The sequence below is a fragment of the Kitasatospora sp. NPDC127035 genome (assembly GCF_042726075.1).
Lineage (GTDB): Bacteria > Actinomycetota > Actinomycetes > Streptomycetales > Streptomycetaceae > Kitasatospora.
Genome location: NZ_JBHXDN010000009.1, coordinates 116,568 through 134,244, shown reverse-complemented (window position 1 = coordinate 134,244; position 17,677 = coordinate 116,568). Strand labels below are relative to the sequence as shown.

Genomic DNA, 17,677 nt, shown 5'->3' with positions numbered 1-17,677 from the left:
CCCCGACACGGTGTGGCCCCCGGCGCCGGCCCCCCACCCCCGCCCCCCCGCCGCCGGGGGCTGGGCCCACCAGGGGGCCGCCGACGCCTACCGGGCCCGGTCCCGCACCAACTGGCTCGGCCTGGAGCTGCTCGCCGACCGGTACTGGCGGGTCCGGCCGCTCGGCGCCGACCTGGCCGGCGGCTACACCGGTGCCGCGCTCTTCCTGGCCCAACTCGCCGCGCTCACCGGCTCCGACCGTTACGCCGAGGTCGCCCGTCAGGCCCTCACACCCGTGCCCGGCCTGCTCGAATCCCTCGCCGCCCACCCCGACCTCCCGGCCGCCGTCGGCTCCGGCGGCTTCGCCGGCCTCGGCGGCATCGCCTACGCGCTCACCGAGATCGCCCGTATCCTCGACGACCCCCTGATCAGGCAGTGGACCGGCCCGGCGGTGGCACTCGTCGCGTCCGCGATCGAACGCGAGAGCGACCCGGGCGTGCACAGCGGCACCGCCGGCGGCGTCGCCGCCCTGCTCGCGGTGCACGCCTCGACCGTGCGTTCCGCGCTCGCCTCCCCCGGACACACCGGCCGCGCGGGCCACCCCGGTCACGCCACGGGACGGCCGCCGCACGCCGCCGGCGCCCGCACCGCCGGTACGCCCGGCACCGACGCCCTCGCCGCACAGGCCACCGCCGCACAGGCCACCGCCGCACTGCGCGCCGCCGCCCTCGGCGCCGAGCGGCTCGTGGACGGACCCGTGCCGCCCGCCACCGGATTCGCGCACGGCACGGCCGGCACGGGATGGGCCCTGCTCCGGTACGCGGAGGCCATCGGCGAGGCGGTCGACGGGCCGCACCACCGGGCCGGGCTGGCCGCCCTGCACGCCGCCACCTCCGCCCGCTCCCGGGAGGGTTCCTGGTGCCGGGGCCGGGCCGGTGTCGCGCTCGCCGTGGTCGACAGCCCGCTCGCGCTCGCCGACCGCCGGCTCGCCGAGTGGGCCCAGCGCGCCGTCCGGAACACCGCCCGCGCCATACCGATCGCCGACCACAGCCTCTGCCACGGCGAACTCGGCGTCCTGGAACTGCTCGGCCGGCACGGCCCCGCGTCCGGCCGGACGCCGTGGGTCCGCCGGGCCGGGGCGCTACTGGCCGGAATCGACCACGACGGGGCCCGCTGCGGCACCCCCGACCACGTCCCGCATCCCGGCCTGCTCACCGGCCTGGCCGGGATCGGCCACGGCCTGCTCCGCCTCGGCTTCCCCGACCTCGTGCCGCCCGCCCTGCTGCTCCGCTCCGGCGGGCCTCCCGCGCTCCGCCGACCACGCCCTCCGACCGTTCCCGGAACCCGACCCGACCCGACCTGACCCGACCTGACCCGATCCGCGCGGGCCTCCGCCCGCCCCGCACACGCCCGTTCGCCGCACTCCGTGTGCGGCCGGACGGACCGCACCACCCGCCCTGTCCGCCGACCCCTTCCGCCCCTGTCGAACCGGCGCCACCCCCGCACTGTCCGCACCGACCGCGAAGGAGCACCACCCGATGCACACCAACGACCAGCAGCCGAACCGGAACCAGCCCGTCGCCCGCCCCGGTGACGCGGCCGACCACCCGGCCGGCGAGATCCGGCTGCGCACCGGCGGCGGCCTGGGCCTGCGTTCGCAGCTGCTCGCCGGCACCGGCGGCGTCGTCCCGCCGATCTTCGAGTTCCCGACCATGACCACCCCGTTCTAGCAGTCCCTCCCCGGCCCTGACACGGCCGGACGGTCCACCGCCGGGGTACGGGCAGCCCCCCGGCGGTGGACCGCGCCACTGCGCGCCGCCGCACCGCGCCGTGCGCCCGTGCGCCCCTCCCGGCGCGCCCCGCGCCCCGGAATTGCAAGCCGACCGGCCCGCACCCGACGCCGTCCGCCCGCACCCCGTGCTCCTGTGCGCCCCACCTGCACCACCCGGCGGGACCGCCGTGCCACCCGCCCCCTCCGCCCCGCCGGAACCGGCCGCACCGTTCCGGAACACCGCTCCGCACCCCGGCCTCCCCACTCCCGGACACCCCACCCGACCCAGTGATCACATCCGTCACACCCGTCACCCCGCCGGACCACCGCCCCATCCATGTGGTCGAGCCGTAATCCTCCCGTGTTCGTACCGTGTCTGCTTCGTGGCCGATTCGCCACCCTTCAGAACAGATGCCACGTCAAGTAGCCTGCGGCCATGCGCACCACGTCGTCGATCACCGTCGGCCGGGCAGCCGAGATCGGGCTGCTCGGCGATGTGCTGTCCGCCGCCCGGCAGCGGGCCGGCGGGGCGGTCTTCCTGCTCGGCGAGGCCGGTATCGGCAAGTCCAGGCTGGCCGGCGAATGCGCCTACCAGGCGTACGGGCTGGGCCTTCCGGTCCTGCGCGGACGAGGCAGTTCGACCGGCACGGTGACGCCCTTCCGCCCGCTGATCGAGGCGCTCTCCTCCCGGTTCCGGGCCGCCGGCCCGCCGGCCGACCCCGAACTCGCCCCCTACCGCCCGGCGCTCGCCCGGCTGGTGCCGGAGTGGCGCGACGGGGCGTCGGCGGCCGGCACGGGCGCCTACCCGGAGACGGTGGTCGAGCTGGCCGAGGCGCTGCTGCGGCTGCTCGCCGTACTCGGCCGCGACCAGGGCTGCGTGCTGCTGCTGGAGGACCTGCACGACACCGACGCGGAGACCGTCGCCGTGCTGGAGTACCTCGTCGACAACCTGGACGGCCTGCCGGTGCTGCTGCTCGGCACGCTGCGCGCCGAACCGGGCCCCGCCCTGGACCTGGTCCGGACCGCCGAGCGCCGGCGCGCCGCCACCGTCGCCGAACTGCGCCCGCTGCCACCCACCGAGGTCGCCGCGCTGGCCGCGGCGATCCTGGAGAGCGAGGTCGCCGACGTACCGGCGGCCGTCATCGACCAGTTGGCTGCTCGTGGCGACGGCTGCCCCTACCTGGTCGAGGAGTTGCTCGCCGACATGCTGGACTCCCGCGCGCTGCACCGCGGCGAGGACGGCCGCTGGACCCTGCCGGGCGGACCACGGACCGGCGTGCCCAGCACCATCGTCCGCAGCTGGAGTCGCCGGATCGACCAACTCGACCCCCAGGTCAGAGAGTTACTGCTGACCGCCGCCACCCTGGGCAGCCGGTTCTCGGTGACCACCGTCCAGCTGATCACCGGGTACGACGACCGGACCCTCTTCAGCCACCTGCGCTCGGCGTCCGAGGCCAACATGATCGTGCCGGACGGCGCCGCCCCCGACCGCTACGCGTTCCGGCACGCCCTGACCGCCGACGCGGTGACCGCCGCCCTGGCCCCCGCCGAACGGGCCGCGCTGGCCCGCCGGGCAGCCCGGGCGATCGTCCGAACGGATCCTGAACTCGCCGACGAAAGACGCCAGTTGGTCGCCTCCCTGCTGCTCGCGGGTGGCGACCGGGCAGGCGCGGCGGTGCACTTCGCGGAGGCCGGACGGCGGATGCTCGAGGCGGGCGCGGCCAGCTCGGCGGTGATCCTGCTGGAACGCGCCCGCGAGCTCGCCGGGGACGCCGAACGGACCACCGTCACCGAACGGCTGCTGCCCGCACTCGCCGAGGCGGGCCAGCTGGACCGGGCGTTCGAGCTGGCCCGGACGCTGCCCCCGGTCCACGCCGACCGGGGACCGGCCCGGACCCCCGCCGTCGAGCGCCGGATCGACCTCCACACCCGCCTCGCCTGGGCGGCGGTCATGGCCGAGCGCGGCCCGGACGCGGTGGCCCAGGTCGCCGCCGTACGCACGCTCTCGGCCGACCGCCCACGACCCGAGCAGGACGCCGCACTCGCGGTCGTCGAGGGACACCTCGCCCTGCTGCCGGTCCACGACCCGCAGGACCGGACCGACACCGCCACCCGCCTCGCCGAGGCCGAACGACGCGCCCGCCAGGCCGCCGAGGTGGCCGAACGGGCCGGGCTGCCAGTGGTCGCCTGCCAGGCCTGGCAACTGCTCGCCCTGCTCGCCCGCGAACGCGGCTTCGACGCCGCCGACGCCTGCCTGGAACGCATGCTGGCCGTCGCCGAGGCCCACGCCCTGCCGGTCTGGCGGGTCGAGGCGCTGCTCCGGCTGGGGGCCAACGCCTTCATGCGCACGGGCGACGGCACCCGGCTGGAGCGGGCCCGCGAGGCCGCCGCCGGGCTCGGCGCGATCATGCTCACCCAGACGCTGGACGGACTGCTCGCGATGAACGCGGTGCTGCGCGGCGAGTGGGACACCGCCCGGGAGATCGTCGACCGCTGTCTGGACGCCACCGCCCGGCTGCGCAACCTCGCCGCCCACCGCTACCTGCTGCTCTGTTCCGCCACCCTGGCCGCGCACCGCGGCCGCGGCCGGGAGACGGAACGCGAACTGGCCCGGTTCCGGCAGGCCGGCGGCGAGGAGTCGTTCCTGATGCCGCTGCGGTACGGGCTCTGCCGGGCCGTCGGTGCGCTGCTCGCCGAGGACCGGGCCGGGGCCACCGCCGAGCTGGCGGCCGGCCTGGTCTGGGAGCAGGAGCACCCCAGCGTCTTCTACCTGGCCGGCCGGCACGGCCTGCATCCGCTGCTGGAGGTGGCCGACGGCCGCTGGGGGCGGGCCGAGCTCGACCGGGCCGTGGCCTCGCCGGCCGCCGAACTCGCCTGGAACCGTCAGTTCCTGGGCTTCGCCGAGGCGGTCCTGCTGGGCCGTGAGGGCCGGCCGGCCGAGGCCACCCGTGCGGTCACGGAGGCCCGGCTGACCGCCGCACCGTTCCCGCTGGCCCACCACCTCGCCCTGCGGCTGACCGCGGAGGCCGCGCTGGCCGACGGATGGGGCGATCCGGTGACCTGGCTGCGCACCGCCGAGGAGTACTTCCACCAGGCGGAGGTGCAACCGGTCGCCGCCGCCTGCCGGACGCTGCTGCGGCGGGCCGGCGCCAGTGTCGCCCAGCACCGGGGAGGCCGCGACGCCGTGCCGGCCCGGCTGCGCACCTGCGGGGTGACGGTCCGCGAGTACGAGGTCTTCGTCCTGCTCGCCGCCCGCCCGGGCAACCAGGAGCTGGCCCGGAAGCTGTCCATCTCCCCCCGCACGGTGGAGAAGCACATGGCCAACCTGCTGGCCAAGACCGGCCGCACCGACCGCGCCGGGCTCTGCGACCTGGCCTCCGAACTCTGCGGCGAGGGCTGACCCGGGCGCCCGGCGGAGCCTGTACCGGTGTCCGCGCGGGGCCGCACCCGGCGGGCTCCGCCGTCAGGACTCCCGGACCGGACCGCCGGCCGTCCCGGGCAGCCCCGCCGCTTCGGCCGGCGGCTCCGTGCCGGCCGCCGCCACCGCCGCCGCCCCGGCGGGCTCCACCAGTCGGCGCGCGATCCACCACGCCGCCGCGCACAGGGCCGCCAGCGGCGCGAGCGCGACCCGCAGACCCACGTGATCGGCGAGCAGCCCGATCACCGGGCCGGCGACCCCGCCGACGCTGACGGCGAGGCCGAGGGTGACGCCACTGGCGGTCCCGATCCGGCTCGGGAGGTAGTCCTGGCCGAGCGTCACCTGGATCGAGAAGGGCACGTACAGGGCCAGCGAGACGACCGCCGCGAAGCCGTACAGCGCCGGCCCGGGCACCAGCAGCAGTCCGGCCACGGCCGGGACGGCGGCCGCGTACGCGCACCGGACGGTCCGCACCCGGCCCCAGCGCGAGGCGAGCCACCCGCCCAGGACGGTGCCGACCGCGCCGCCCGCGAACAGGGCGAACAGCGCCACCGTCCCGGCGCCGGAACTGCCGCCCGTCCCGCCGCCGAGCCGCTGCCGGGCGTAGAGGGCGACGAAGGCGCTCAGCCCGACGAAGACCACCGAGCGGCAGCCGACCACCGCCGAGAGCCGCAGGAACGCGGGCCAGTCGTCGTGCCCGCCACCGCGCGGGGCGGCGGACTGCGCGACGGCCGTCCGGGTGGCCAGGTTGCGGACCACCGGGCCGGTCAGCACGGCGGCGGCCAGCGCGGGCAGCACCAGCCAGGGCGTCGCACCGAGCCCGCCGGCCTCCAGCACCGGGCCGGTCAGCAGCGGGGCGAGAGCGAAGCCGATGTTGCCGCCGAGCGAGTACCAGCCCATCCGGGTGTGGCCCGTACCGCTCGCGGCCCGCGCCAGCCGAGCGGACTCGGGGTGGTAGGCGGCCACCCCGATCCCGGAGACCGCGACCGCCGCGCAGACCAGCGGGTAGGTCCCGAACAGCCCGGCCACGCCGACTCCGGCACCTGCCGTCACCGTCGCGGCCGGAATCAGCCAGGGCATCGCCCAACGGTCCGTCAGCACGCCGAACAGCGGCTGCACGACGGACGAGAGCAGCGTCGCGGCCAGCATGATCCCCGAAGCGGCGAGGTAGCCCAGCCCACGGCCGGCGACGAGGAAGGGGATCAGGGCGGGGACGACGCCCTGGTAGAAGTCGACGGCCGCATGGCCGGCGGCCAGCGCGGCGATCGGGGCGGCACCGCGGGGCCGGCCGGCCCCGCCGGTTCGGGCGGTTCGGGCGGTTCGGGACGAGGTCTGGGAGGTCACGAGCCGATCATCGGGGACCGGACCGGTGGCGTACTTCCGATAAAGTGCCGATCGATGCCGGATTCTCGCCAACCCCCGCCGCCCGACCAGACGCCCGACCAGACGCCCTGTCCGTCAACCGCCCCCTCACCCGACCGACCGCCCGGTCCCGACCGTGCGCAGCACGGCCCGACGGACCACCCGACCACCACGCGACCGCTGTCGGCCGGCTCGGAGGTGGCCGCGCACCGGCACGAGGTGCACCAGATCGTGTACGCGGGCCGCGGCGTGCTCGCGGTGACCACGGACGCGGGCACCTGGGTGGCACCGGCGACGCGGGCCCTCTGGATCCCGGCCGGGACGCTCCACCGGCACCGCGCGTACGGACGGACGGTGCTGCACACGGTCGGCCTGCCGCTGGACCGGAACCCGCTCGGGCTGACCCGCCCGGCCGTGCTGGCGGTGGGCCCGCTGCTGCGCGAGCTCCTGATCGCGTACAGCAGCCCCGGCACCGAACGGACCGAGGAGGGGCGGCGCGTGCTGGCCGTCCTGCTGGACCAACTGCGGCACGCCCCCGAGCAGCCGCTGCACCTGCCCGTGCCGCGCGACCCGCGGCTCGCCGCGGTCGGGGCCCTCCTCGACCGGGACCCGGCCGACCGGCGCACCCTCGCCGAGCTCGGCCGGGCCGCCGGGGCCGGGTCCCGCACCCTCAGCCGGCTCTGCCACGACGAACTGGGCATGACCTTCCCCCAGTGGCGCACGCAGCTGCGACTGCACCACGCGCTGAAGCTGCTGGCCGACGACCTGCCGGTCACGGCGGTGGCGCACCGTTGCGGCTGGGCGTCGGCCGGCGCCTTCATCGACGCCTTCCGCCGGGTCTTCGGCCACACCCCCGCCGCCCACCACCGCCGGACGGACTCACCGCGCTGACCGCCCCGCCGTAGCCGCTGCCGGCCCGGTGGCTCCGCTACCGGGCGAGGCGGGCGATCTCGCCGATCTCCAGCGCCGCGTACACCGCGCCGTCCGGGCCGACGACGATGCCGTGCGGCTCCGCGCCGGACACCGGCAGCTCGTGGCTCCGGTAGTCGCCCCCGGGACCGAGCGAACCGATCCGGCCGGCGCCCCACTCGGTGAACCAGAGCCGGCCGTCCGGGTCGGCCGTGATGGCGTGCGGTCGGGCGGCCCGGTCGGACAGCGGGTACTCCGTGACCTTGCCGTCGACCTCGATCCGGCCGACCAGCCCGGCGCCGATCCCGACGAACCAGAGCGCGCCGTCCGCACCGCTTGCGATGCCGACCGGCGCGGTGCCGGTGGTGGGCAGCGGATGGATCGTCACCTCGCCCTCGACCGTGATCCGGCCGACCGCGTCGGCCTGGTTGAGGGTGAACCAGAGCGCCCCGTCCGGCCCGGCGGCGATCATCGACGGGAAGCCTCCGGTGACGGGCAGCGGGTACTCCGTCACCTCGCCGTCCACGGTGATCCGGCCGATCCGGTCGGCGCTCAGCTCGGTGAACCAGAGCGCGCCGTCCGGGCCGGCCGTGATCCCGTACGGACCGGCGCCCTCGCCCGGCAGCGCGAAGGAGCGCTCGGTCCCGTCGGTGCCGATCCGTCCGATCCGGTGGTCGCGCATCCGCGTGAACCAGAGCGCGCCGTCCGGGCCGGCCGTGATCACCGACGGTCCGCACTCCGGCGCGCCCAGCCCGTACCCGGTCACCGTGCCGTCGGCCGCCAGCCGTCCGATCTCCCCGGCGTGCACCAGCGTGTACCAGATCGCTCCGTCCGGACCGACCGTCACGCCGTACGGACCGGCCTCACCGTCCGACACCTTGATGCGTTCGACCGTCATCAGCAGCCCCGCCCCTCTCTCGTGACACCTCGGCGGCTCCCCCGCACCCGGCACTCTCCACTACTCGGCACACGCACGGCAACCGGGTTCCGGGCGATCGGGCAGGACGGACGGGCAGGACGGACGGGCAGGGCAGCCGCCCGGGCAACCGGGGCGGCCGGGAGGACGGCGCCCGGCCGCCTACTCCGGTACGGCCACCTCGGCGGGGGCCGTGCCGTTCCGCCGCCCGCCGCGCGCCCGGCGGTTCGGATCGCCCCGCAGGACGGAGACGACGCCCAGGACGGCGGCACAGATCGGCACCGCGAGCAGGGCGCCGAGGATGCCGGCGATCCCGGCGCCGGCCACCACCGCGACCATGATGGTGGCCGGGTGGAGTTCCACGGTGCGGCTCTGGATCAGCGGCTGGAGGACGTTGCCCTCGATGACCTGGACGGCGAGCACGATGCCGAGCGCCCAGAGCGCCGTCCCGAAGCCGCCTTCGGCGAGCGCCACCAGGACGGCGACCGCACCGGAGAGGAAGGCCCCGACGAAGGGGATGTAGGCGCCCATGAAGACCAGCGCACCGAGGCCGGGCGCACCGGGGACGCTCAGCACGAGCAGGCCGACGGTGATGAAGAAGGCGTCGATCAGGGCGATCAGGGTCGTGCCGCGCATGAACCCGGCCATCGCCTCGAAGGCCCGCTCGGCACAGGCGACGACCGTGTCGGCGGTGCGGCCGGGCAGGTAGGAGCGGATGGCGTCGCCGGTGCGGTGGCCGTCGCGGAGGAAGAAGAAGACCAGCGCGAGTGCCAGCACGGCTCCGGTGACGATCTGGGTGGCCAGGCCGAGCCCGGACAGCACGCCGTCGGTGACGGTCGAGAGCAGCGAGCTGGTCTCGCCCTGGGCGTTGTCGAGGGCGTGCCGGATCTTCTCGCCGAACGGGCCGAGCCATGCGGCGATCCGGTCGCCGGCCTCCTGGAGGGAGGCGGCGATCTGCGGTGCGCTGTGCACCAGGGAGTTGACCAGGAGGGCGATCACCCCGCCCACGGCGGCCACCAGCACCGCGCACGTGAGCCCGGAGGCGACCGAGCGGCTGACGCCGCGTCGGACCATCCAGGGCATCACGGGGTACAGCAGCGAGGTGCCGAGCAGCGCCAGGATGACCGGGACGGTGGCGGCGCGCAGTTCGACGAGGGCGTAGACCACCAGCGAGGCGACGGTGATGAGCAGGATGACCGCCACCGACCACGCGGCCGCGGCCCGGATCGGGGGCGGCAGCATCAGGTAGGGACGGCGGTGGTCCGTGGGCCTCGCTTCGAGGACGTCGACCGGTCCGCGCCGTTCGGCCTCGCGCCGTTCCGCCTGCGAGCCGTCGCCGGACGGGCCTTCCTCCCGCTCCCCCCGCTCCCCCGGCTGCGCCCCTGGTTTCCCCGGCTCCCCCGGCATCCGCGTCTCCGTCCGGTCGATCGGTCCAGGTCTGCCCCATCTCAGCAGATGATCCGATCAATTGCGCGTTTTGTTCCCTCTCGGGCGCGCCCGGGCCGGCCGTGGCGGTACCGGCCCGGACGCCCCTCCGTCACTCGTGGAACCTGAACGACCAGGTCTGCGCCTGGTCCTCGACGTCCAACGGCCGCAGCGCGGTGCGCGGCGGGAAGATCCGCAGCACGCTCAGGTCGAGCGCCAGTTCCTCACCGTCGACCGGGCCGCCGGGGAGGACGACGTGGAAGGAGTACGGCTCGGCGGCCTGGTAGAGCACCCACTCGAAGGGCTCGGCGGCACCGACGACCTGCTGGTTCACCTCCGGCCGGCCCTCCAGGCCGAGGAAGCTGCCGTGCCGGAGGTTCTTGACGACGACGTTCCCGTTGCTCTGCGCGGCCACCTCCCACTCCTGCTCGCCGGGCCCACCGGTCGACGGGAGGACGACCACGAACTCCTTCGCTTCCTGGAGGGTGAGCAGTTGCTCCTCCGGCTTGCCGATGGCGTAGACGCCGTCCGGTACAGGTGCTGCCATTGTCGACTCCACTTCACGGGGCGGCGCCGCGTGCGGCGCCGCCGTCCGACGGGTGGGTCGATTCAAGCCAGGCCGGCCGCTCCGTGCACGGACCACCCGCCGCAGGCCACTCGAACGAGTCGGCCTCCCCGAACACCGGACCGACCGTCGAACGCCCGCCCCCTACTCCGGCTCCTCGAAGCGGACCGCCCCGCCCCCGCCCGCGAACGCCAGCACCCGCTCGGCCTCCGCCTCGGCCGCACGCCGGTCGGCCCGGGCCTGCGGCACGAACGGGCGGACCGTCACCACCCGCTCACCGGGCCGGTCCTCGGCCAGCCGCCAGCTCCCGGCGACGAGTCCGTCCACCAGCAGGGTGCCGAGCACGATGCCGTTCTGCGTCATCACCCGGCCCCGGTACTCCTCGGGCAGCACGCGGGTGCGGTCGGCGTGCGAGAGGAGCAGGTTGTCGAACGGCGCGACCAGCCGGACCGGCGCCGGGGTGTCCGGGTCGGGCCGGGGCGCGTCGGGCAGGTCGTGGAGCAGCCGGCCGTGGACGTCGCGGAAGGTGACCAGACCGGGGGCGAGGCGCTTCAGCACCGGGGCGAGCCGGCTGAGGCCGCACCACTTCTGCAGGTCGGCGACGGTGGCCGGACCGAAGGCCGCCAGGTAGCGCAGGGCGAGGTCGTCGAGCGAGGGCGCAGGATCGAGCGGACGGCTGAGCCAGTCCTCGGCGGTGGTGTGCGCGGCGGGGCCGCCACGGCCCCAGAGGCCGCGCGGCGGGACCTGCACCAGCGGCAGCAGGCAGCGCGCCGCCTGCGCCAGCGCGGCCGGGTCGCGGTCGGCGCGGGTGGCCGCCAGCTCGACGCCGAGCCGCTGGAACGTCCGGGGTTCCTCCTCCACCAGGGCGCGGGCCTCGGCGGCCAGCGCGTCGAGGTCGAGACCGTCCAGGCGCTTGCCGAAGGTGGCGCGCAGCCCCTGGTCCAGCACCGGCTGGAGCAATGGGCGCAGTGTGAGGCAGTCCTCCGCCGTGACCAGGTGGATGGTGCCGCGCTGGAGGGCGATCCGGACGGCCTGCCGCCCCTCGATCAGCTCGTCGAGCGCGTCCGGGGTGAAGCCGTCCAGCCGGGCGAGCAGCCCGAGGTAGGGCGGCTGCGGGACGGCCTGGGCCTGGAGGCCGCCGAGGTGCCCGATCATCGCGGCCGGGGTGGCGGCGGTACGGGTCAGCAGGTGCTGCCGGGCCAGCAGCGCGCGGCCGAGCGCTCTCGACCCGAGGACCTCGCCGTCGTTCACCGGCGGCCGTCCAGGACGGAGCGCAGGACGGCGATCCGGTTGCTGGTGATCGAGTCGACACCTGCGGCGCGCAGCCTGCGCATGGTGCGGCGCAGGTCGGCGGTCCAGGTGGAGACGGCGAGCCCGGCCTGGTGCGCGGCTGCGGTGAACTCCGGGGTGGCCAGGCCGAACGGCGGGTTGAGGTAGTGCGGGCGCAGGTCGTCCAGCAGGGCGCGGACGGGCAGCCGGGGCTGCTTCCAGGTGAGCGCGATCTCCGCCCCGGGGGCGAGCGCGCGGACGGCGAGCATCGCGGTGGCCGGGCCGCAGAACGCGACCCGCCGCTCGGCGCCGAGCCCGGTGACGGCCTCCCAGGCCGCCGCGGCGGGCGTCGGGTCGTCGAGGTCGATGAGCAGCCTGGCCGTCGGTGACGCCTCCGCGGCCTTGAGCGCCTCGGCGAGGGTGGGGACGGCGTACTGCCCGTCACCCAGCTCGTCGAGCTGCTCGGCGGTGACCCGGTCGAGTGCGCGCGGGTCACCCCAGAGCCGTTCCAGCGTCGCGTCGTGCAGCAGGACCGGGACGCGGTCCCTGGTGAGCCGGACGTCGACCTCGACGGCGTCGGCCCCGGCGGCGAGCGCCGACTCGATCGACGGGAGGGTGTTCTCGCGGTACCGGTACGGGTCGCCCCGGTGGGCGACGGCGAGCACCGGGCGGGGGGCGGAGCCCTGCGGGCGGGCTGAGTCGGTCATCGGTCCGTTCATCGGTTCACTCATCGGTGCGCGCATCAATTCGCTCATCGGGTCGATCATCGGGTCGGTGGTCGGGTCGGTCGTCGGGTCGGTCGTCGGCCGGTGGGAGGTGCGCGGTCGAGGGGTTCGCCGGGCCGGCGGGCACCGCGGACACTGCGGGCACCGGCCGGGTCGGCCGGGTGGTCAGCGGATCTTCCCCGCGAGCCACGGGGTGAGGACCGGCAGGGTGACGGCCTCGCGGTAGGCGGGTTCGCCCGGCACGGTGACGATCATGGTGCAGGCGGGCGGGAAGGCCCGCCGCTTGAGGTGGACCAGATCGGACCAGACCGAGTTCAGGAAGGCCGGCACGCTGTCGCGCGGGACGTCGAAGGCGATGTGGTCGACCGTCACCACGGCCTCGTCGTGGACGAAGAGCCGGACGGTGATCCCGGGCCGGCCCGGGATCTCCAGCAGGGCCTCGTGGGGTATCGCGGCCAGCTCGTCACCACCGCCGCCGGTGCCGACCAGACCGGCGAAGGTCCGGTCGTGTCCGATGTCGTGATCGGTGCTCACCGCACGGCCGTGCCGGGCGGCCATCGCCTCGATCGCGAAGACGGCGCTCTGGGTGGACGGCAGCGGGGGGTGGGGCATCGGGCGATCCTCTCCTGACGGGTTCTCGGGTCGCGCTCAGCGCCGTTCGATCATCACATTGGTGGACTTGATGACGGCAGTGGCAGGCGCTCCGGGCACCAGCTCCAGCTCCTCCGCGGACTCCCGGCTGATCAGCGAGACCACCCGGAACGGCCCGGCCTGGATCTCCACCTGGGCGGCGACGTCGCCGAGCACGACGTCGGTGACGATGCCGGGAAAGCGGTTGCGCGCGGAAGAGGCACGCCCTTCGGTCGCATTCTCCGGGCGGGCCAGCTCGCGGGCGAAGGCGGCCAGCTGGGCGCCGGGGACGATCCGGTGACCGTGCTCGTCACGCTCGGCGACGACCCGGCCGGCATCCACCCAGCGCCGCATGGTGTCGGCGCTCACGCCGAGCAGCGCCGCGGCCTCGCTGATGCGGTACGGGTTGACCGGTGCGCCGGGCTGGCCCATGGTGCGACTCCTGACGATCGTTCGGGTGCCGGTACGCGTGACGGCGGACGCGGTGCGGACACGGCGGGCCCTGGCCGGAGCCCCCGCGGCCATCCTGCCGTACCGGGTGCCCGCACGGCCAAGCGGCGCCCGGCCGGGCCACCGCCGGCGACGGCACGGCCGGTCCGGCCGGGTCCGACGACCGGCCCGCCCGCCCGACGGCCGACCCGCCGGAGGGCGTCCGCCGCCCCTGCGTGCCTACGGCTCGCCGAAGAGGTCACGGCGGACGGCGTCACCGGCGGTGAGGACGGCGCCGCCGAGCACCGCGCCGCCGCCCGCCTCGCCGGCCCGGACCTCGGTGCGCAGCGGGGAGAGCATCGCGAGCCGGCGTTCCACCCGGGCGGCGAGCTCGGCGCCGCCGGCCCGGCCGATCTCGCCGCCGAGGACGACGCAGCCCGGGTCCAGGACGACGCAGACGGCCGAGGCCCCGACGGCGATCCGCTCGGCCAGCTCCTCCAGGAAGGGCCCGCCCGGCTGATCGTCACCGGGCGCGCGCAGGGCGGCCCGGACGGCGGCCTCGGCGGCGGAGGCGTCGTCGGCGGGGTCGGCGGGCAGCCCGTGGGCACGGGCCAGCGCGCAGACGGCCGCGCTGCCGGCCAGCCCGTGGAAGCCGCCCTCGCAGCTGGTCGCACTGGGCAGGCCGGTGGAGCCGGGAACGGGCAGGAAGCAGATCTCACCGGTGCCGCCGCTCGCCCCGCGGCGCAGCCTGCCGTCGAGGACGACGGCGGCGCCGACGCTGTGGCCGAGCCAGATGAGCACGAAGTCCTCCCGGTCGCGGGCGGCACCGGTCCGGTACTCGGCGCGGCCGGCCAGGTTGACCTCGTTCTCCAGGATCACGTCGGTGCCGGGGAGCGCCCGCAGGGCGGCGAGGAGTTCGGCGTGCCAGGCGGGCAGCTCGCCGGTGGACTGGAGGCGGCCGGTGGCGGGGTCGACCAGGCCGGGGGCGCCGACGGCGACGGTGTGCAGGTGGCCTGCGCCGGCCCGGGCGGCGGTGTCGAGCAGGGTGCGGACGATCCGGGCCGCGGTGTCGCGGTCGGCACTCGCACGGTCGGCGGCGGGGCGGTCGACGGCGGCGGGGCCGTCGGCCGCGGAGTCGCCACCGGGCACGTCGACCGGGATGTCCGCGGAGGCGAGGACCTGTCCGGCGAGGTCGGCGACGACCAGCGAGACGCCGCCCTCGCGGACGTCGACGGCCGCGAGGTGCGCACGGGAGGCGACCAGCGCGTAGAGCCGGGCGTTCGGGCCGCGCCGCTGCTCGCCGCGCTCGCCGACCACGGCGACGAGCCCGGTGCGCTGCAACCGTTCGAGCAGGTCGGCGACGGTGGGCCGGGAGAGGCCGGTGAGGTCGCGCAGCTCGGTGGCGGTGAGGGGTCCCTGGTCGAGCAGCAGGTTGAGCGCCAACCGGTCGTTGATCGCCCGGGCGGTGCTCGGCGTGGCCGTACGCGCGGTGGTCATGGGCGGACATCCTTCCAGAGTGTTTCTATCAGGGTCCCTTCCTGATAATTTATCCCACGTCGCCGCCGCACACCGACGACCCCGCGCGGGCACCGGTCACAGGTACCGCTCGACGGGTACCACCTTCAGCAGCAGCCACCCACCAGGAACCACCGCCTCAGGGCACCGCCGCGCCTCCGGCGCGGCCGGGAGGGAAGAAGCCGGATGACCAGCACCTCGACCGCAGGACCACCCCTCGACACACTGGACTCACCACGCCGGGCCAGGGCCTCCATCTCCCTCGTCTTCGCCGTGCACGGGGCCGTGAGCGGCACGTTCGTCAGCCGGATCCCGTGGATCCAGGACCGTCTCGACCTCTCCCCCGGCCAGCTGGGCCTGGCCCTGGTGATGCCCGCGATCGGCTCGTCCCTCGCGATGCCGCTGGCCGGACGGTTCGTCCACCGCTACGGCGGCCGGGCGGCGGTCCGCGGGCTGCTCTCGCTCTGGTGCCTGGCCCTGATCCTGCCGCCCCTCGCCCCCTCGCTGCCGCTCCTCTGCCCGGCCCTCCTGCTCTACGGGGCCAGCGCCGGCATGGCCGACGTCGCGATGAACGCCCAGGGCGTGGAGATCGAGCAGCGGCTCGGCCGCTCGATCATGTCCGGACTGCACGGGATGTGGAGCGCCGGCGGGCTGCTGGCCGCCGGGTTCGGCATCGTCGCCGCCCACCAGGACCTCGACGCGCGCCTCCAGTTCGCCGTCACCGCGCTCGTCCTGCTGGCCGTCAGCCAACCGGTCTGCCGCGCCCTGCCCGACCTGCGGGCGCCGGACGGGGCCGAGGAGCCGCCGCGGTTCGCACTGCCGCCGCGCAGCTCGCTGGTGATCGGACTGGTCGGCTTCTGCGCGGTGTTCGCCGAGGGCGCGTCGATGGACTGGAGCGGCGTCTACCTCCGGGACGTCACCGGCGCCTCGTCGACCGTGGCCGCCGCCGCGTACACCGCCTTCTCCCTCACCATGGCCGTCAGCCGGCTCGCGGGCGACGCGGCGATCCGCCGGCTCGGCGCCGTCCGGGCCACCAGGCTCAGCGGGGCGATCGCCACCGCCGGCGGCCTGCTGGTCGTCGTCGCCGACAGCCCGGCCCTGGCCATCCCCGGCTTCGCGCTGATCGGGGTCGGCGTCGCGGTGGTGGTGCCGCTGGCCTTCGCCGCGGCCGGCCGGATCGGCACCAACCCGAGCCAGGCCATCGCCGGCGTCGCCACCGTCACCTACACCTCCGGGCTGATCGCGCCCGCGATCGTCGGCGGGCTGGCGCAGGCCACCTCGCTCACCGTCTCGTTCGGGGTCGTCACCGCGCTCTCCGTCGCCCTGTTCCTCAGCGCGGGCGCCCTGCGCCGGGCCGAGCCCGACCGGGCGCCGGCCACCACCCAGAAGCCCGCTCCGGAGCGCACTCCTCACCCCGCCCCGCACCCCGCACCGGCCGCCGTGCCGGGCCGGACCGACCGCACCGGAACCGGGCAGCGGCAGGACGGCTGAACCCCCTGCCGGAACCGTCCTCCGGCGCGCACCACCCGACCCCGCAACGCCCCGACCCCCCCGACCACCGAAACGCCCCGGCCGCAGCCACCCCGCGGCCGGGGCGCACGCGTTCGCGCCCTCCGCCGCTCCCCGCACGCCCCGCCCGCACACCCTCGGCCACCGAACCCGGCCACTTCTCAGGGTTCATGAACTTTCCTCAGGTGCCGCACAACCCTTTCGAATGATCCTCAGTCGAACCCTGCGAACCGGTCGGGGGGACCGGGTACATCCGACCATCCGCCCTTGACTCCAGGCGCTTCGTGGTGAGCACGGACCGCCGTGTCCCAGGTATGTCCATATTCGAACACGCCGTGAGGGCCCCATGACCCGTCGCACCATCGTGAAGCGTCGTCCCGGCTCGGCCTCCGCAGCGGCCGTCCTCGCCCTCGTCACGACCGCCGTACTACGGGGTGCGCACCTACCGGGAGTTCGTCAACGTCCACAGCGGGCTCGCCCTCGACGTGGCCGAGGTCTCCTTCGACCCCGGCGCCCCGGCCATCCAGTGGCCGCGCAGCACCGTCGTCAACCAGTTCTTCTTCGTCTGGAAGGACGGCAGCACCCCGCTCTGAAACCGGTGGACCGCGCCGGTGCGGGGCGGGTCCGCCACCCCGCCCCGCACCGGTCCCCTCCGGTACCGCGACCACCCGACCCGACCCACCGTCAGGAGAAGACCGTGAGCACTCCCACCGCACTCGCCCGGCGGGCCGGCTCCACCGCCGCCTGCCTCGCCCTCGCCGTCGGACTGGCCGTCGCCGCCCCGTCCTCGCCCGCGCACGCCGCGGACTCCGCGCACTTCCAGCTCGGGAACCTCGCCGTCGGCAAGTGCCTGGAGGTCGCCGACTGGCGCACCGACGACGGCGCCCCGGTCCGGACGTGGACCTGCACCGGCGGCGACAACCAGAAGTGGTACTGGACCGACCGCGACGAGCTGGTGAACGTCCACAGCGGCAAGTGCCTGGAGATCCCCGGATACAGCACCACCTGGGGCACCCCGGGCGGCCAGTGGAGTTGCAACCGGGGACGCAACCAGGCCTGGAGCGACGCCAACCGGCTCCACAGCGGCAGCCGCACTATCGTCAACCTGAACAGCGGCCTCAACCTCGACGTCTCGGGCTCCGACCCGGCCGACGGCACGCCCGTCATCCAGTGGGGTCCGACCGGCGGTTACAACCAGGTCTGGGCGCCCTCGCCGTTCCCGCCCGGCCCGCACCACTGACCCCGGAGCCGTCCG

At 75.8% G+C, this 17,677-nt stretch carries 16 protein-coding genes; 7 read left to right on the top strand and 9 right to left on the bottom strand.

Going from position 1 to position 17,677, the window contains the following annotated elements; translation table 11 throughout:
- The 3 genes from ACFWIC_RS08425 to ACFWIC_RS08415 all read left to right on the top strand — a co-directional run.
- Positions 1-1,342: lanthionine synthetase LanC family protein (locus ACFWIC_RS08425; RefSeq protein WP_380516975.1), on the top strand; the 1,342-nt coding region annotated here is incomplete at its 5' end.
- A gap of 175 nt (positions 1,343-1,517) precedes the next feature.
- Positions 1,518-1,709: a hypothetical protein gene (locus ACFWIC_RS08420; protein ID WP_329948197.1), complete on the top strand. Its 192-nt coding sequence runs from the start codon at positions 1,518-1,520 to the stop codon at positions 1,707-1,709.
- 477 nt (positions 1,710-2,186) lie between these two features.
- Positions 2,187-5,150: an AAA family ATPase gene (locus ACFWIC_RS08415; RefSeq protein WP_380516972.1), complete on the top strand. Its 2,964-nt coding sequence runs from the start codon at positions 2,187-2,189 to the stop codon at positions 5,148-5,150.
- Between the two features lie 63 nt (positions 5,151-5,213).
- On the opposite strand, the gene ACFWIC_RS08410 is transcribed toward ACFWIC_RS08415, so the two are convergent.
- The gene (locus ACFWIC_RS08410) at positions 5,214-6,434 is read right to left on the bottom strand and encodes an MFS transporter (RefSeq protein WP_329882495.1); all 1,221 of its coding nucleotides are present in this window, start codon (positions 6,432-6,434) and stop codon (positions 5,214-5,216) included.
- 84 nt (positions 6,435-6,518) lie between these two features.
- On the opposite strand from ACFWIC_RS08410, the gene ACFWIC_RS08405 reads away from it, so the two are divergent.
- A complete protein-coding gene (locus ACFWIC_RS08405; RefSeq protein ID WP_380517066.1) occupies positions 6,519-7,421 on the top strand; it encodes an AraC family transcriptional regulator in 903 nt (300 codons plus the stop codon).
- A gap of 37 nt (positions 7,422-7,458) precedes the next feature.
- On the opposite strand, the gene ACFWIC_RS08400 is transcribed toward ACFWIC_RS08405, so the two are convergent.
- From ACFWIC_RS08400 to ACFWIC_RS08365, 8 genes are all read right to left on the bottom strand, one after another.
- Complete coding sequence (locus ACFWIC_RS08400; protein ID WP_380516970.1) at positions 7,459-8,337, bottom strand: virginiamycin B lyase; 879 nt, start codon at positions 8,335-8,337, stop codon at positions 7,459-7,461.
- 180 nt (positions 8,338-8,517) lie between these two features.
- Entirely contained in the window at positions 8,518-9,762 is a 1,245-nt protein-coding gene (locus ACFWIC_RS08395) for an AI-2E family transporter (RefSeq protein WP_380516968.1), read from the bottom strand.
- A 130-nt stretch (positions 9,763-9,892) separates the two neighbouring features.
- A complete protein-coding gene (locus tag ACFWIC_RS08390; protein WP_380516965.1) occupies positions 9,893-10,327 on the bottom strand; it encodes a hypothetical protein in 435 nt (144 codons plus the stop codon).
- A gap of 162 nt (positions 10,328-10,489) precedes the next feature.
- Positions 10,490-11,596, bottom strand: coding sequence for a winged helix DNA-binding domain-containing protein (locus ACFWIC_RS08385; protein WP_380516962.1), 1,107 nt, complete (start codon positions 11,594-11,596; stop codon positions 10,490-10,492).
- Positions 11,593-12,321 (bottom strand): glycerophosphodiester phosphodiesterase, encoded by a 729-nt coding sequence (locus tag ACFWIC_RS08380; protein WP_380516959.1) that lies wholly within the window; start codon positions 12,319-12,321, stop codon positions 11,593-11,595. The genes ACFWIC_RS08385 and ACFWIC_RS08380 overlap by 4 nt, the downstream gene beginning before the upstream one ends.
- 183 nt (positions 12,322-12,504) lie before the next feature.
- Entirely contained in the window at positions 12,505-12,951 is a 447-nt protein-coding gene (locus ACFWIC_RS08375; protein ID WP_380355634.1) for a hypothetical protein, read from the bottom strand.
- A gap of 36 nt (positions 12,952-12,987) precedes the next feature.
- Positions 12,988-13,401 carry a TOBE domain-containing protein gene (locus tag ACFWIC_RS08370; protein WP_355403074.1) on the bottom strand — a complete coding sequence of 138 codons (414 nt, stop codon included), beginning with the start codon at positions 13,399-13,401 and terminating at the stop codon, positions 12,988-12,990.
- A gap of 237 nt (positions 13,402-13,638) precedes the next feature.
- Positions 13,639-14,895 (bottom strand): ROK family transcriptional regulator, encoded by a 1,257-nt coding sequence (locus ACFWIC_RS08365; RefSeq protein WP_380516956.1) that lies wholly within the window; start codon positions 14,893-14,895, stop codon positions 13,639-13,641.
- A 204-nt stretch (positions 14,896-15,099) separates the two neighbouring features.
- Here ACFWIC_RS08365 and ACFWIC_RS08360 point away from each other — a divergent pair, with 204 nt between their 5' ends.
- The 3 genes from ACFWIC_RS08360 to ACFWIC_RS08350 all read left to right on the top strand — a co-directional run bounded on the left by ACFWIC_RS08360 (position 15,100) and on the right by ACFWIC_RS08350 (position 17,662).
- Positions 15,100-16,404, top strand: a complete 1,305-nt coding sequence (locus ACFWIC_RS08360; protein ID WP_380516953.1) for an MFS transporter — start codon at positions 15,100-15,102, stop codon at positions 16,402-16,404.
- Positions 16,405-16,856: 452 nt separating this feature from the next.
- A complete protein-coding gene (locus tag ACFWIC_RS08355) occupies positions 16,857-17,015 on the top strand; it encodes a hypothetical protein (protein ID WP_329882434.1) in 159 nt (52 codons plus the stop codon).
- A 104-nt stretch (positions 17,016-17,119) separates the two neighbouring features.
- Positions 17,120-17,662 (top strand): RICIN domain-containing protein, encoded by a 543-nt coding sequence (locus tag ACFWIC_RS08350; protein ID WP_380516950.1) that lies wholly within the window; start codon positions 17,120-17,122, stop codon positions 17,660-17,662.
- Positions 17,663-17,677: the final 15 nt, after the last annotated feature.

Bases quoted from the DNA above. Each gene is read 5' to 3' on its own strand.
- ACFWIC_RS08380 (WP_380516959.1), bottom strand. From the start codon at position 12,321: ATGACCGACTCAGCCCGCCCGCAGGGCTCCGCCCCCCGCCCGGTGCTC.
- ACFWIC_RS08415 (WP_380516972.1), top strand. From the start codon at position 2,187: ATGCGCACCACGTCGTCGATCACCGTCGGCCGGGCAGCCGAGATCGGG.
- ACFWIC_RS08395 (WP_380516968.1), bottom strand. From the start codon at position 9,762: ATGCCGGGGGAGCCGGGGAAACCAGGGGCGCAGCCGGGGGAGCGGGGG.
- ACFWIC_RS08375 (WP_380355634.1), bottom strand. From the start codon at position 12,951: ATGCCCCACCCCCCGCTGCCGTCCACCCAGAGCGCCGTCTTCGCGATC.
- ACFWIC_RS08360 (WP_380516953.1), top strand. From the start codon at position 15,100: ATGACCAGCACCTCGACCGCAGGACCACCCCTCGACACACTGGACTCA.
- ACFWIC_RS08400 (WP_380516970.1), bottom strand. From the start codon at position 8,337: ATGACGGTCGAACGCATCAAGGTGTCGGACGGTGAGGCCGGTCCGTAC.
- ACFWIC_RS08370 (WP_355403074.1), bottom strand. From the start codon at position 13,401: ATGGGCCAGCCCGGCGCACCGGTCAACCCGTACCGCATCAGCGAGGCC.
- ACFWIC_RS08390 (WP_380516965.1), bottom strand. From the start codon at position 10,327: ATGGCAGCACCTGTACCGGACGGCGTCTACGCCATCGGCAAGCCGGAG.
- ACFWIC_RS08365 (WP_380516956.1), bottom strand. From the start codon at position 14,895: ATGACCACCGCGCGTACGGCCACGCCGAGCACCGCCCGGGCGATCAAC.
- ACFWIC_RS08420 (WP_329948197.1), top strand. From the start codon at position 1,518: ATGCACACCAACGACCAGCAGCCGAACCGGAACCAGCCCGTCGCCCGC.